Source organism: Cupriavidus sp. 05N39, from assembly GCF_056397325.1.
The window spans coordinates 1-14,491 of sequence record NZ_JBFTNE010000086.1 but is presented as its reverse complement, the minus strand read 5'-3'; the positions used below and the strand labels follow the sequence as shown (position 1 = coordinate 14,491).

The 14,491-nt window shown below is 58.2% G+C and carries 10 protein-coding genes; 5 read left to right on the top strand and 5 right to left on the bottom strand.

Annotated elements, in window-relative coordinates; translation table 11 throughout:
* Positions 1-26: 26 nt before the first annotated feature.
* Together AC1DN0_RS30815 and AC1DN0_RS30810 are read left to right on the top strand one after the other, a co-directional pair.
* Positions 27-338, top strand: coding sequence for a hypothetical protein (locus AC1DN0_RS30815; protein WP_477143085.1), 312 nt, complete (start codon positions 27-29; stop codon positions 336-338).
* A gap of 141 nt (positions 339-479) precedes the next feature.
* Entirely contained in the window at positions 480-707 is a 228-nt protein-coding gene (locus tag AC1DN0_RS30810; protein ID WP_477143086.1) for a hypothetical protein, read from the top strand.
* Here the strand turns inward: AC1DN0_RS30810 and AC1DN0_RS30805 are convergent.
* Positions 701-1,069, bottom strand: a complete 369-nt coding sequence (locus AC1DN0_RS30805) for a helix-turn-helix domain-containing protein (RefSeq protein WP_441593400.1) — start codon at positions 1,067-1,069, stop codon at positions 701-703. The two genes, AC1DN0_RS30810 and AC1DN0_RS30805, sit on opposite strands and share 7 nt — an antisense overlap.
* 159 nt (positions 1,070-1,228) lie before the next feature.
* On the opposite strand from AC1DN0_RS30805, the gene AC1DN0_RS30800 reads away from it, so the two are divergent.
* From AC1DN0_RS30800 to AC1DN0_RS30790, 3 genes are all read left to right on the top strand, one after another.
* Entirely contained in the window at positions 1,229-3,085 is a 1,857-nt protein-coding gene (locus AC1DN0_RS30800; RefSeq protein ID WP_477146249.1) for a hypothetical protein, read from the top strand.
* A 518-nt stretch (positions 3,086-3,603) separates the two neighbouring features.
* On the top strand, positions 3,604-3,972 hold the full coding sequence (locus AC1DN0_RS30795) for a hypothetical protein (RefSeq protein ID WP_477146248.1): 369 nt from the start codon (positions 3,604-3,606) through the stop codon (positions 3,970-3,972).
* Positions 3,973-4,014: 42 nt separating this feature from the next.
* Positions 4,015-4,374, top strand: coding sequence for a hypothetical protein (locus AC1DN0_RS30790; RefSeq protein ID WP_477143089.1), 360 nt, complete (start codon positions 4,015-4,017; stop codon positions 4,372-4,374).
* 262 nt (positions 4,375-4,636) lie between these two features.
* Here AC1DN0_RS30790 and AC1DN0_RS30785 read toward each other — a convergent pair whose 3' ends face one another.
* The 4 genes from AC1DN0_RS30785 to AC1DN0_RS30770 form a co-directional block, all read right to left on the bottom strand.
* Entirely contained in the window at positions 4,637-5,983 is a 1,347-nt protein-coding gene (locus AC1DN0_RS30785) for a hypothetical protein (RefSeq protein WP_477146247.1), read from the bottom strand.
* Positions 5,984-6,556: 573 nt separating this feature from the next.
* Positions 6,557-10,177 (bottom strand): AAA family ATPase, encoded by a 3,621-nt coding sequence (locus tag AC1DN0_RS30780; protein ID WP_477143091.1) that lies wholly within the window; start codon positions 10,175-10,177, stop codon positions 6,557-6,559.
* Positions 10,161-11,987 carry a hypothetical protein gene (locus AC1DN0_RS30775; RefSeq protein ID WP_477146246.1) on the bottom strand — a complete coding sequence of 609 codons (1,827 nt, stop codon included), beginning with the start codon at positions 11,985-11,987 and terminating at the stop codon, positions 10,161-10,163. The genes AC1DN0_RS30780 and AC1DN0_RS30775 overlap by 17 nt, the downstream gene beginning before the upstream one ends.
* Positions 11,988-12,167: 180 nt before the next feature.
* Positions 12,168-13,343: a hypothetical protein gene (locus AC1DN0_RS30770; protein ID WP_477143093.1), complete on the bottom strand. Its 1,176-nt coding sequence runs from the start codon at positions 13,341-13,343 to the stop codon at positions 12,168-12,170.
* Between the last annotated feature and the right edge of the window lie 1,148 nt (positions 13,344-14,491).

Sequence of the window (14,491 nt, the reverse complement as noted above, 5' to 3'; positions counted from 1 at the left end):
TGCTCGTCCCTATTCAGGAGAACCATATGACGGATCACGCCATACCCGCCTTACCCGCATTCTGCCGACCGCGCCTGCCCCTCGGCCGTCTGCTTGCCACACCCGCTGCGTTCAATGCCCTGCAGACAGCAGGCGTCTCGATCTTCGCGCTGGTGAACCGCCACGCCCGTGGCGACTGGGGCGATGTGTCCGACGAAGACCGCCAGCACAACGACCTGGCAGCCATCGCCGGTCAGCGCGTGCTGTCCAGCTACCCCCTGCCGGACGGACAGAAGGTCTGGATCATCACCGAATGGGACCGGTCGGCCACGACAGTCCTGCTGCCTGAGGACTATTGATCAGCGACGACGGACATGACGAATCCATTTCTTCCCTCCAAACTCCGCGCACCCACACGCGTCACACCGGGCTGTGTCTTCGTCTCATTGGAAGCGCTCAAAGCACTTAATGCCGTTCAAGTACCACTCACGCACCTTCTCATGCGCCACATGAAAGGCGACTGGGGCCAGGTCTCGGACGAGGACTGGCAACGCAACGAACGCGCACTCGATACCGGGCATTTCCTGCTCTCCAGCTACGTTCTGTCCAGCGGGCAGAAGGTGTGGCTGCACACCACCGGCGCGCGCTCGGCAACCTTCGCCCTTCTTCCAGCCGAGTCGTGGCTGCTGAAGTCATGCCCCGGAGACACACTACGCGCGCCTCAGTGACGGTCGGCGTCCGCCCTACGGCTGCCAAGCCGGAGCGCCAGCCTCTCAACCATCTCCACCAGCATGGCACGGTCGCTGGTGCTGACCCTCGATAGTAAGCGGGCGAGGTGGTGGGCCTGGTCGCTGGCGCGATTGCTGGCTTCCGTCAGCAAATCCGCCGTTTCGCACTGAAAGATGTCGGCCAGCTCGGCCAGGCGTCCGATCGTGGGCATGACGACGCCACGCTCCATGCGCGATACCGCCTCATTGCCAATCCCCAGCCGTTCCGCGACCTGCTCCTGCGTGAGCTCGGCGGCGGTGCGATGCCTGGCAATCGCCCGTCCCACCACGCCGGCAAGCTGGTCCATGTCTGTCTTGCGCATGCCCTCTCCCAATCCACCCAGATGGTTGGGCATCGCCTTTCTGATATGAAGTGCTTTTTAGGTTGAGTTTCAACCCATTAAGTCGTTAACATCATCAGTGGCTTGCAGGTGGAGAACCATCGGCTTCCTTGTCAACTTCGAAGAACAAAGAAAAACATAATGCATTCAAACACTTACACGGAAATTGAGCATCGCCGTCACGCGAGCTGCGTTGAGCGAAACCCGAAGGCGAAGAGTCTCGCGCTGAAGGCAGGCATCTTCAGTGCCGCACTACTCGTGTTGGGCGGCTGCGGCGGAGGTGGGGATGGCGGCAGCGCTGCTGCGGGTGGTGGCACTGCGCCCCAACCTACGCAAACCGCGAACCTGACCGGCAAGGCCATCGACGGCTACCTGGCCAATGCCAAGGTCTGCTTCGATGACGGTAAAGGTGGTTGTGATGCCTCTCTGCCCTCGACCACGACCGACGCGACTGGTGCATACACCCTGAATGCGCCGGCGGACGCCACTGGCCGTCAGATCAACGTCATCGTGACGCCAAATACCCGGGATCTTTCGAACCCCGACGTCCCATTCACCTCGACCTTCACGCTGTCAGCCATCGTGTCGGGCACCACCCAAAACGTCACGCCACTCACGACGATGGTTGTCACGCACGTGAAGGCCGGCCTCTCGCAAGACCAAGCGCTGCAAATCACCCAGAACTTCGTGGGCGCGGCAGTCGATCCGGCTGCCGACTACATTTCTGGCGGCGACACTGGCACGGCAGCAATTGCTGCCAGCATGGTCAGCCACCTGACGACGCTGGGTGGTCAAGGCCCGATCTCGTGGACGCAAGTCCAGGCCACGATGAAGGCCTACGCTGCCAAGGGTACGGTGACTGGGGTCCAACAGGCCGACGTCAGCGCACAACTCAACAACCCGGCTTACAGCGCTGAAGCTGACGCCACCGCCGTACTGAGCAGCCCCCTCTTCACCGTGAACGGCAACCTCATGCAGCAAATCCTCGAGTCCGGCGTCGTCACGCCGGCTCTGACTCCAGTGCGTGAGAACTTCACGCTGTCCGGTTCTACGCTCTCCATCACGCAGGAGGCACAAAGGAACGGCAGCTGGCTGCCGGCCACGCCGCTTGGCAGCTACGACGGCTGGTTCAGCGGTTCGTGGATTTCTCTCAACGGAGGTGCGGGAGCCTGTGAACTGAAGGCCGACGGTTCCTGGACCGGCTGGCTGACTGCTGGCCAAATGCATCCGTCCTATGCACTGTCGTCGATAGGTGCGACCCTGGTCGGCACTGACCCCATCACCAACGACGGCGTTCGTGTTTCGTATCGGACGATGGACGTCAGCGGTCAGCCGCTCTCGACTGGCCYGCAGATTGACTATCGTAATCCGGTTCGCCAGGCCATGACGGGTACGTTCGCACCGGGCACTACTGCCTACCTTGCCACGATCACGTACAACAACGATCGCGTGATGTTGATCAATCCGGGCTTCGGTCTGCCGTGGATCAACGGCCAAACGGTTGCTGTCTCCAACACCGTCAATGGTTCGCCGCAATACACCATGGGCGACCCTGCCCAGGCGTATTCGTCGATTCAACAGGTGGTGGGTACGCAAACCGACATCGGCGGCGGTTGCGTGTTGCTGAACATCAAGGCCGGTGGTGTGGCTGAAATCGACAAGAGCAACAAGGTGGGCTGCAACTACGCCAGCAATCCGCTCAACTTCCCGGTCGCGGGTAGCTGGTCGGTGCATCCTCGCAATCCGAATACGGTCACGATCACCTTCCCGAAGACGATCGGTGCGCCGATGGTTCCCATCAATGACCGAATCAAAAACATCATCAACGCCGACGGTTCGCTCGTGGTTGGGCTGATGGACAGCAAGCTGCTCATGGGTTATGCGCTGCCTGCTGGTTCGCGTGCGACGGTGGCGCAATTCCGTGCGGACGTGGTTGACGCCATGGCCGCATCGATGCGTGAAGCCGCAATTCGGATTGGCCAAAAGCAGAATCCGTAACTGAAGACGGCTTCTCCAGCGTGTTCCGGCTTCACGCTGGGGAGGACCTTCGGGTCCTCTTATCTTTCGGAATTACCCCTTTATTTGCCAAGGCACGCAGATTCCAACGTAGGCTGCATTCTTGCCGTTGTGTCCTGGCAGCTTCCCAACTGTACGAGCAGGATGCCAAAAGATTGAACGTCCATACCGGCGGACGGAACGCCTTGATATTGCCTTTTATGGTTCATGCTTCAACTACGACGTATTGAGCCGATATAGCAGTTCCGTGTGCGTGCAGCTTAGACCAGCTCATGTCCAGCCTTGAAGAGTGAACACAACAACAATCCTTTTTTGAAAGGGACCAAGAAGAATAAAGGCCACCACATCCTGCTCATGCCGCCGCACGTGGATCTTCAGATAGCCATCAGGCACCGGCAATCTGAAGACCCACTAATTTCCACAACCCACACTACCTGTTTCACAACCCTGTAGAGAGCGGTTCAAACCGCTCCCACGATGCTTTCTCAAGGAGCATTCTCATGCGCAAAACCATCATCGCCATCGCTCTCGCCCTGTCGTCCACCGCAGCATTCRCAGTCAACACCTGTGACACCATGCCGACCAAAAACCAGCGGGAGAACTGCTGGTCGAATTTGATCAGCAATTATCAAACCGAAGCCGACGAGTACACCTTCACTGTGCAGGAATCGAAAAAGGTTCCTGCCACCGTGAAACGAAACGTGGAAAAGAAACGTCAGGCCATCTCGAAGGAAGCCGAAGCTCAGTGCCGGAAGGACAGCCTAGGCTATCCGGAGAATGCGTGTTACATCGAGCAAATCCAGAAGTTCAAGGAATTCACTTACAAGGAGACTTCGAAGTATGGTGTCCAAGACATGCGACTGAACTGAAGCGGCAAGCTAGCTGTTTTCACTTTTTAAGGAAGAAATATCATGCGAAAGTTCCTTGCCACTATCGCCATCCTCTCACTTTCGACGCTCGCCTTTCAAGCGCAAGCCCAGTTCCGCGCCAGCGAGATCTGCAAAATGAAACGCAGCCAGTATGAGAGAGATCAGTGTCTTGAATACGGCCTCAGAGGCGGTATGCTGCGCGTGAAAGGCAACACCCAGCGACTCCTGGACTCCAGCCGCGTTCCTGAGTCGGAAAAGGAGAATATCTTGAAGTCCCACAAAAAGTGGACCAGCAAGTTCGACAGCAAGTGCTCGGATAAYGAGTGCTACTACGACATGGCTAGCAATCGTAACAACGAGATCGAGAAAATTATGGCTAAGTACAACATCGCGCCGATGTAAGTCCGTGCGGCATAAACGAGGAGAGTGGGCGTAACGCCCACTCTCTTCTACGTCGCTCATTTTTTTGGTTCATCGCCGATTTCGGGGGAAGCCTTGGCCGTCCCAGAACAACCCAACTCGGCCAGCCATGGTCCTGTGGTCGAATGTCCGCACCTCCTTGCGGTCGTCCGCAGTACCAACAGACGGCAAATGGCATCGCGGCGACAATCTATCCGTGACGTGGGGTGAGGATGTCAATGCGACCCTTCTTTGTGCTGATAGGTTAGTTCCTCTCACTCGGTGCCTTCCACTGAAGCAAGATATCCAAGGGTTCTCTCTCGCCCACCAGCTCTTTTGCGAGCGAAATGCGACCCAGCAGTCTATGCCGCTCATCGACGTCAAGGCGCTCAGCCGCTCGCGCCGCCTCGGTGAAATAAGCGTCAATCCGACGTGCTTCGTCCCAGCCTGCAATTGCTGCAAGTAGATCCTTTCGCGCATCCTGGCGACATTTCTCTTGCCGCGCGCGTTCCTCCGCTTCTCGCCGGCGTTGCTGCTCATCCTCCCACCGTCTGTGCTCTTCCTCGGCCCGAATTCTCGCCGCCTCCAGTTGTGCATTCAATTCGGGGCCCACTGTTTCAAGCTCTTGCACAATGCCCAGCACCAATGAAGAGAAATGCCCTGGCTTCTCCTCGGACCATCGCTTGACCCAACTGACCCGCCACGATGGGCAGTACGCCTGTAAGCAAAGGCGACCGGAAGCCAGGTCCTTTGTCGTCGTCCAATACCTAGGCTCTGGATACCTGCGGCGTTGCTCAGGAGTCAGGCTTCGAACCGGGACGTACTGGCTATTGCCGACGTAGAGCATTTCGACGACTTCGGTCATCTCGAAGAGCGTCAGACCGATGGGCACGTCACCGATATACACTACCGTTGGTCGCTCAGGCGCCCAGGCACTGTGCTGGTAGTGGTTCTTCCTGGGAGTCTCGCGCAGGTCAACCTCGGCTCGTCGCATCTGCCCGCCTGCCGGTGCAATCGTCACTCGGTGCCCACGCGAAGTCAGCGTTCGGAACAGCTTATCGGCCGCACCGATGGCAGCGTCCAGCCGTTCCTTCGACGATAGAACGTCGACCAATAATCGCTTGAACGGACGCAGGATGCCGGTTTCGCTATCACGAGTCTTCTCGAAGAACGGCTTGATGCCTACCAGTAGCGGGTGCGAGGGCTTCTCTGCCGTCGGCTGGTGAGACCGTCGCTGTATGCTCGGCGCCACCACCGGCACGCCATCGACGGTGGGGGAGGGACCCTTTGCTATCCTTTTAGACGCCCGCTCGTTGGTGCCGATGAAGTTCCCTGGGCTCCATTCAGTAATATCACCTGCTCTAACATCCGGCAATGCGGGGCGTGCAGGCGCCTTTCCGAACTCAAGTTGCGCCCAGTACCCCCGAGGTGGTCGAGGCACACGCAGTTCAGTACACACCCGGGCCATGTAACTCGACGACACCCCCAGCCGCTCGGCAACCCGAAGCATGGGCTCCTGCCAGACGAGCTCGTATAGCTGCTCACGGGACAGTGGAGCCACCTGCGCACTGGCCACCTCTCCGCCCATCGTCTCACGCGCCTCCTCTGTCACAACAGTCCTCCTTGGTAGGTTTGCGCATCCCAGTGCAAGACGGTCACAATCTTGGAAACATGCTCTGAGTCCGGCGGGCGATCACCGGCGCGCGACAGTCTCTGTCGTTCGCATCCTACTGGTAGATATTGACGACAAACTGGAAGGTGACGTCGCCCGCTTCCATTAGTTGGCGGGCCTCTCGACTGCGCTCGGCTCCTCGGGGACGAGGGTGCCAGAAGGCGAGACAGCCTTGGCCAAGTAGACCGAGGCGTGCTCCAGCTACGTCAGGCGGAATTCGACCCTGAGCTGTCATTCGAAGGCCACAAGCAGGCTGACTGAAAGCTGTCCTTGGCTATCGTGCAAAGTCCGCGTGAGTACCACAAGCAAGGGAAGCGCATTGAACTCGTATCACTGGCAACGAAACCGTATTTCAGATGGCCGTTTCTAGCGAGCTACAGAAGCACCACCAAGCGCGTCCTACAGTTCGCGAGCCCTCCCTCCAGAAGTTCCGCTCGGCATGTCAAATATGAGTCGCGAGCGTAGCACCGCGTCGGAGCCGGTGACAGGAACGCTCGTACCGGGTGAACTGCGTCAGGCAGGAATCTCATTCACCATCGGCCCTTCGGCCCCGATGGCCGAGAACCTATAGAACTTCGCTGCGGCGCCCATGTGCCTGAACTTCTGGCGCGCCAACTGCAGCAGCTTCGCGTCGCATGTGGAGATAACGAACTGTCGCTCACCTTCCGACGAGCCCTGAAGCCCCGATATCAGGTCCAGCAGCGCGTACGTGTTCAGGTCATCGAAGTGTGTCACAGGGTCGTCCATCATGATGGACGAGAACCCAGACCAGGTCTGAGAACTGCAGGCGGTCAAGAACAGTCCAAGGACGAGCGTCTGCACCTGCGATTGACTGAAGTAGTCGGTAGGCCGCAACTCCTGGCCCTTTCGGTGAACTCGGATGCCGATGGCTGAGTCCTTGCTCGACACTTCAATTTCGCCGAACCCGTAGACGGGTCGCAGCCGCTGCTGAATCACCGCAGTCCTAGGTCCGTACTCGGTGATGAAGTGCTCGGTCGCGACCGCCTGCTGGCGGTCTAGTAGCTTCGTGACGTCCTCGAAGTACGCCACCCAAGGCTCGACCTTCTGAGCGAGCTCGTCAGCCTGCTCCACCAGCTTTTCACTGGCCAGAATTCGGTCGCGCATGTTTTGGAAGGCGGCGGAGGTCGCTGCCGTATCCACGGCCACTTCGAGTTCGGCGACGCGGTCACGCAAGCCGAGCGCTGTCACTTCGCGTGCGGTCGCCGCCTGAATTCTCTGATGCAATTCTTCATCAGGAACATCGCTGTCAAGCCCCGCGGCTGTTAGCGCGGCAACCACGGACTGCACGTTGGTCTGGTGGGTGTTCCATATCTGACCTGCCTGCTGGTGGCTGCTTCGCGCCGCAGTAAGGTTTGCCTTCGCCCCTGCGTTAACTGCCTTCTGGGTGTCCAGCGCGGTGCTTGCAGTTTGAACGGATAAACTTGCCTGGACTAGCCGCGCCTCCGCGTCTCGCAGCGCCTCGGTCAAAGCCTGCAGGCCAGCCGGGAGATTGACCGTCCCACGATTCGCCTCGGCAAGAAGCTCGTCCAGCCGGCGCTTCGCCGCTTCTAGCGCGGTCGTCGAGGCCTGGCGTTCGCGCTCCAATGTTTGGTAGCCATCTTGAGCGGAGGCAAGTGCAGCGTCTGCCGCAGCCAGCAGTTGCCGCGCACTGTTGACGGCGCTCACAGCAAGCATCTCCGCCTCACGCACCTGTGTGCTCATCTGCGCAAGCTGTTGAGCCGTATCGTTCGATAGAGACAGTCCAACCGAACTCAGCGCCGTTTCGTAGGTCGTCCGCTGCCGCTCGAGTTGCTCATGCTCGGTTTTGGCTTGCCCCAGCTGTTGGTCTTCCTGGCTTAGATCGTCGGACAGGGCTTGTCGCGCAGCGACCTGTGTCTGCAGCTTTGCCCGCTCAGTAGCCAGCTTCTCACTAAGTCGAACGATGAGGTCACCTTGTTCCATCCGCCGGTCGATTGCAGCCAGTAGCGCGTGTTGGCTCCCATGGTCGTGACCGCATAGCAAGCAAGTCGCGCCATCCACGTGCGTGCGGAGCTCGGCAATCAGCTCTTTCAGAGTGGTGTCGTTGCTCCTGGCTGAATTGAGTTCGCGCTCCACTCGAGCGACAAGAAGTTCCTGCGCCAACACTGCCTGCTGCGCCTCGCCCAGCCGCGCGCGCTTCGTCTCGGATGAGCCCTGCAACTTTGCCTCAAGGGCCTGCGCGGCTATCAATCTGGGCTCTGCCTGAACCCATAGGTCAGCCTGTTTTTCGACCCACTGGACGCGAGACATTGAGTCTCTCGCGGTCTTCGAGGCGGCATCAAGGCGCTGAAGCGTCGCTGCCGTATCCTGCCGGGCACTCAGCGCTTTGGACTGGACGTCCCTCTGCTGGTTGAGGGTCTGCGTGAGCGTAGATAGACCTTCGGTGAGCGCCTGACTCTGTACAGTCAGTTGCGCATATTCCGGCTGAACCGAGGCAGCCCAAACTAGCCAATCCCGTTGGTACCGCGCTACCTGTTCCTGCGTCTTGAACTGAGCAAGTTCGCTCGTAAGCGTACCGAGGCGCTCCGACGCCGTATTGGCACTGACCTCAGCCTGTTCGACCAGGGCCTTACGCTCCTCGACTTGCGTGCGCATTGGTTCGAGCTGCCCACGCAGCATCTTCAAGTTCGCGACGTGCTCAAGGGCCTTGGACACCGTCGCCCGCCAGCTCACCGCTTCAGCCGCAGACGATTCCAGCATCGCACGAAGAGCTCTCGTATCGTGAGGGCTGATGCCTGACATGTTGAACCCTGAGGCCGAGATCGCTTGCTCCAACTCGGTGAACCGAGCATCGAGCGCCTCCGGCGACGTGTCCACGGAGGCAAGGCCTTCAAGCCGCTTCAAGTCCTCCCTTTCGGCGTCGATGGAGCTACGAGCGCCTTGGGCTTGCTTGCGCGCTTCAGCGAGCTTCTGGCGCGCTAGCTTCAGTACCTCCTCGGCCTTCTTCAAGCCGCTTACATAGTCTTCGAATGCGAGCATTCGGGACACGATGTCCGCGGGCAGTTCGCAATTTTCCGCAACGCCTCGGGTGAGCTCTTGGCTGTCCTGGCTGAACAAGTGAGTGGCTCGGAACAGAGCCACCATGTTGTCCACGCGGTCGGCTGCGGCCGAGGCCCCACCAGTCAGAAGGCTCAATACATCCTTCCTCGAGGTGACCTTTCCATCCACCTGCGCGTTGTTGTGTTCCGCCAAGTTGCGGGTGATGACGTGCTGCTTGCCATCACGCTCGAGCGTGAGGGTCACGACGGTCGACTCGCCATCACTGTCCAGATGCTTCGCAGCCCTAGCCAAGCCTCCGCTAGCCTTAGCAAGCCGGCCGACTCCGCCAGTAACGGCAAAGTCAATGGCGTCGAAGAACGATGTCTTGCCAAATCCGTTGGGACCGTAGAGGACGGTGACAGATGAGCCGAGCGCGAACTCCTTCTTCGTTCGATAGGCCCGGAAGTTCTGGATGGAAATTGACTTGAGGGTGGCCTGCACTCGCTCTTCGGCCGTGGGCTCCGAGGATGCCTCTGCGGACACCCCTGCAACCTTGTCAGGCGCGCCGTACGTGCCTTCAAGACAGGCACTAAGAATCACGCTCGCGCTGCTCTTTGCGGGCACGACTAAGGCCTTGGCCAGTTCCGCCTTCATGTTGCGCTGTCGAAGCAACGTCTGGGCAGAAGGAGGTCGCGTTTGTACCCCAGGCGTAATTGGCGCCAGCGGGAGGAAGGGCAACCTCGCTAGGCTGCCGGCCAGGTCGTGGTCAAGCTGAACGACATACTTTCTGCAAAAGTACACATCGACTTCGACGCGCGAGCAGAAGGACTCGTGAACGGTGATTCCCGCCGGAAGGCAGAAGACGAACGACACATCCTTCGTCGACCACTCTGAGGTTCGCTTGAGGTAGTGCTTCTTGAACGCCTCGTACAGCGGCTCGTAGTCGGCCTCATCACCAACCGCAAATGCTGTGACCGCATGGCTGCGTAGCATCAAGAGCAGCGGTAAGCAATCTTCGCGGAGGACTTCCTCTGTGAAGGTCGTTCCGGGCACGAGCTGCGACAGCGTGTCGCGGAGCTCTGAAGGAAGGCCGAGGGCCTCAGGAGATTGCAGCATCGATTGCCTCTCTCAGTGCCTCTTCGTTGACGGCATCTTGGTATGCCTTGAGAAAGTCTTGGTAGCCGATCCGAATGACTGCGCTGGTAGGGTCTGTGAAGTTGAGTTCCTCGGTCGGCTCAGCGGCTTGGTCGAACAGAGTCCGCATCCGTGGGTTCCACGACGTGTTGTCTTCGTCGCGACTGACCAAGAGCAGTTGACCTCGATGGTCTGGCAGCTGGTTGAGCACGTGCTTATCGCACTCCTCGTGGCTCCGGCCTATCACGGCGATTACCTCAACGCTCACGTCCCCCTTCATGATGGTCGCCTGCGCCCCGTTCCCATGGAACGTCGCCGGATACTGCGCCGCTTCGAGGATTGAGAAGGTGTGCAGGACATGCTTCACCGCATGAGACTGGGTGCTCCTCCATTTGTCCGGAGCACTTTCTGTCCCTGGAGTTGCAACCAAGACCGTCTTGCTTAGCGCATCTGGTGGCAGCCAGCGAAGGGCGTTCACCGACCTTTGATGCGCCGCGCCAGCAGCGCCGGCCAGCGGTAAACCGGGGTATTTGGCCTCCAACGACTTTTCGGAGTCGTCGAGTTCGTCGTTAATCCACTTCACGACTGCAGGAACAAGCCCAGCCGGAGTCCGCGGGTCCTTGGTTCCTGGAAATGGGTGCACGGTGGCGTCGGCGAGCGCAAATCGCTTGCCGGCCGCGCCCGGTGGCAGGCCTGAAGGGTTCAGTTGACGGAACGAGTGGATGCAGGCGCCGCGTTCTCGGAACACCGCATCCTTGAAGTTCTCCAGAGGGTTACCAGGTCGCTGGAACTCGCCACCGGCGCAGTACGTGGGCATACTCTCCGGCTTCATGAACCTATCGGTCGCGAAGATGACCGCCGTCTGGCCGTATTGCTTTGCCATCCCCGGAGCCGCATTTCCAGCCACGTTCGCCATGACTAAACAGGTGCCCTCACGAAGGACCCCGGGGAACTGCACCGGATTGAAGAACGGCTGAATCTGACTCATAAAGGACGCATGCGACGGTCCCGGATTGCATTGCGCAACAAACAGCCATGTGAGCGGCAACTGTGCTTCCTTTGCGGCTGCGGTCTGCTCGATGTCCTGCAGAAGCCACTCCCAAACGCGGCGTTGGTCTCGGACTCCAATCCAGTCATAGCAAATGAGGGTCGCAAACTGATATGGCGCGTGGGTGTCAACATACTTACCCTTGAACAAGAAGACGGATTGCCCCTTGAACATGGACTGATGGTTCACCTGAAGCTCGACTCCCGCAGGCTCAATCTTGGTCTGAATCCAGCATCGGACTTCACCAGACTCAAGCTTGGCCCATGTCACGCAGCAGTTGACCCATTGGTCCTCCCGGACGCGGTCCAACGAACTCCCTACTTCGTCGTAGGTCGTGCCCGGCCGCTGAACTAGTTCGCCGAATTGCGTCCTTGTCAGGCCTTCGAGCCCTCCAATGACGACGGTGCCTGTCGGCCAACTGCCATCAGCCATCGCGGCCGTAATGCGGTCGAAGCCGGCCAGGCCAGGCAGCGTGCATTCGGGAAAGATAGTGAAGTGAGTCCTCTCAGCGCCGTGCGCGCATTTGAGGGCCACGGCGAGCGTGGCGTCGATGCCCGCTAGCGCGGCATCCCTCAGTTCGGGCAGGAGCGGGAACGGTTCCAAATGGACGAAGTCCACATATGGCTGCGCAATGACCATTCCGACTTCTCCGCGCGGCAATCGCACGCCAAGTTGACCGATGTCAATCTCAATGACCCGAACCAATCGTCTCTCCTTGCCATCTTTTTCGGCGGATTCCGGCATGTACGGTAGCATATTGCCCAAAGATGGACATCAACGAACTTCCGCTTTTCGCCGCTCTCTGCCCTCCCAGAGGCAGTGGACCGCCCTGGCAAAGCCCGACGTCAATGCCTTTCTGATTCGACACGGACAGTTCTTACCAGCCGGCAGTGATGGCGCAAGTGGGGCGTGGAGTTTTAGCCTTTATGCACCACCAGTTGACGCCCTCCCCACTGCCATCGTCAATGCCCGCGATCTGGCTGTCGGCTTGACATGGAGGGATTGATCCTTCTCGTGAGCAAAGTAACCGACCAGGTAGTCCGTCAATCGTGTCACTTGGCGCTCGTTATGTCCCGCGAGAGGGTCCAACACCCACCGCCCCTGCCGTTTCAATGGCAAACGGTAATCCGGCTTATGGCAATTGAACACAAAGCCCCGTCCGTCGGTGGCCCTTGACCACCGTCGAGTGAGAGCGGCAATCACAGCATCCGTCGTGAAGTTCTTTGGCCGGTTGGCGTCGACGAAGAAGCAGCAGTGGAAGTGATTGGCACCGTTCGTCCCGCGCTCCATCTTGGTGATGTAGCCGCGCATGTATTGCAAGATCTGCCTGTCCGCATCGCGGTAGACATTGGCGAAAAACCGTGCGCGATCCTGCATCGCGACACGGGTATCAATTCGCGCACGTGACTCTGGGTTGTCTGATGGCCAGTCAGCGCGGGCGGGTACATATGCCCACTGACCGGAATCAGCCACGCCCCATTGACCGTATGGCATGGCGTCAGCGAGTGCAAAGACCTTCTCCTGATACTGGAAATCCTGCCGGATCGGCTCCAGTCGATCCCCTCCCCTGAGCAACTTCGGTACGTATTCGCCAATGGATTCAGCCTGGCTGCATTCCGTGTCGCTCTTCCACTTCCGCATTTGCGCCCATGTGTTCTGCTGCCGCGCCTGGGTACGAAGCGCTTGCACGAAGTCGTTGAACACCTCCGCCTCTAGCTTCGATACGGCCGACATATGCGCACTGGGGTTGCGGAATGCGCAATGGCGCAGCCAAGGCTGCTGCTGGAAACATGTACGAAAGAGATCCAAGAGCGGACTGTAGGCATACCCCGGCATCACTACGCCCATCAAATCCCGCATCGCATGGAAATAATAGTCCAGTGAATATGAATCATGAACAATGACCATGTTGGGCGAAGCGTACCTGATCGCACCTGTGTGATGGATTTCAAATGGCAATCGCTCCGTTGCCAGAGCTACCCGCAGAAAAGATAAAAATTCGTTGATAACGAGGCCATATTCACCAACCTCCCAAAATCGTGGATAAATGCTGGCTGCTGTTGCCCTCTGATTATCCTGAATGAAATAGTCTGCTTGCATGTTTCACCTGTGATTGTTTCTCTCAGGTGATTCATCATTGCTGTAAAAAACAGCGCCCCAGCTGAACATTATCTAGCAACGATGAATGATAATTGTCAATGGAAGACACTTTCCCTCAGCGCAGTCCCTAGCCAAGGGATAGGGACGCCTTAGTCAGACACTTCAGGATCACCATTCAATCATCTAGATAATGGTTATCTCATCCCTTCTAAATCATGCATATCTTAAATTAGAAGGGCAGTAAGGCAATACCTGCACAGCAAACTGATTTACGTACTGAAACACCGTGTATACCGAGAGGTTCCCCAAGGATATTCACAATTTTTCGAACTCGCCTGAATACCGAGTTATCCGGATGAATGGGCGGCCGGAAATTCACCTGGCGGCAACCGCAAGCGCGACTCGTCCCCTGGCTCCCCTGAGCTTCGTCTTCCAGTGGTTCCGCCATGGCGACGGTCCCGGGGTATCGATCCCGGATTTCGTCGTCGCCGAATGGCGCGACGGAGAAGGCCCCGGCCGGGGCGGCATTGCCCCGATGATCTGCCGCCTCATATCGGCATCCACAGCCCCGTTACTGAACCTGTAAGCCAGATCACACCTGTGGAATTCAGTACCGTATTTGTTGTCGCTTTCCATAAAGGGCTGTAAAGACATCGTATCCATTCCATTCTGACCGCTTGAAAACATCTAGAGATCATCATGTTTTCGTCTTGATTGACACTTTAATGACTCTTTGATCCTTCTTGAGTTATTCCTGCATAAGTCCGGTATGATCCCTTATCAAGCAAGCCATTTAATAGATTATGACTATCGAAACGCGTGGGGCATTAGGGCTGATTACGGTACACTGGGGAGGGGAGCCTTCCCCGCGAGAGAGACGGTGGCTTTGGGCGTGGCTGAAGTATTTTTTCCCTGGCCGTCCTGTCCTGCTGATGAGGCCGGGTGCGTCGCCAGTTGAATCCATCGTCCATGCCAAATCACTGATTTTGGATGGCGATAGCGATATTGAGCTTGAACAATTGCTGAGGCAGCAAGCCGCGGCTATCCAGACGTTGCATGCCGGAAGATTTTTTAATCAAACGGAGGATTTTGATTGGGTAGGCACCGATAATCGGCAACTCTGCTGGCTGATTGACTACATCCACAAT

Excerpts from the sequence above, each read along its gene's own strand:
- AC1DN0_RS30805 (WP_441593400.1), bottom strand. The coding sequence starts at position 1,069 with ATGCGCAAGACAGACATGGACCAGCTTGCCGGCGTGGTGGGACGGGCG.
- AC1DN0_RS30810 (WP_477143086.1), top strand. The coding sequence starts at position 480 with ATGCGCCACATGAAAGGCGACTGGGGCCAGGTCTCGGACGAGGACTGG.
- AC1DN0_RS30815 (WP_477143085.1), top strand. The coding sequence starts at position 27 with ATGACGGATCACGCCATACCCGCCTTACCCGCATTCTGCCGACCGCGC.
- AC1DN0_RS30770 (WP_477143093.1), bottom strand. The coding sequence starts at position 13,343 with ATGCAAGCAGACTATTTCATTCAGGATAATCAGAGGGCAACAGCAGCC.
- AC1DN0_RS30780 (WP_477143091.1), bottom strand. The coding sequence starts at position 10,177 with ATGCTGCAATCTCCTGAGGCCCTCGGCCTTCCTTCAGAGCTCCGCGAC.
- AC1DN0_RS30775 (WP_477146246.1), bottom strand. The coding sequence starts at position 11,987 with ATGCCGGAATCCGCCGAAAAAGATGGCAAGGAGAGACGATTGGTTCGG.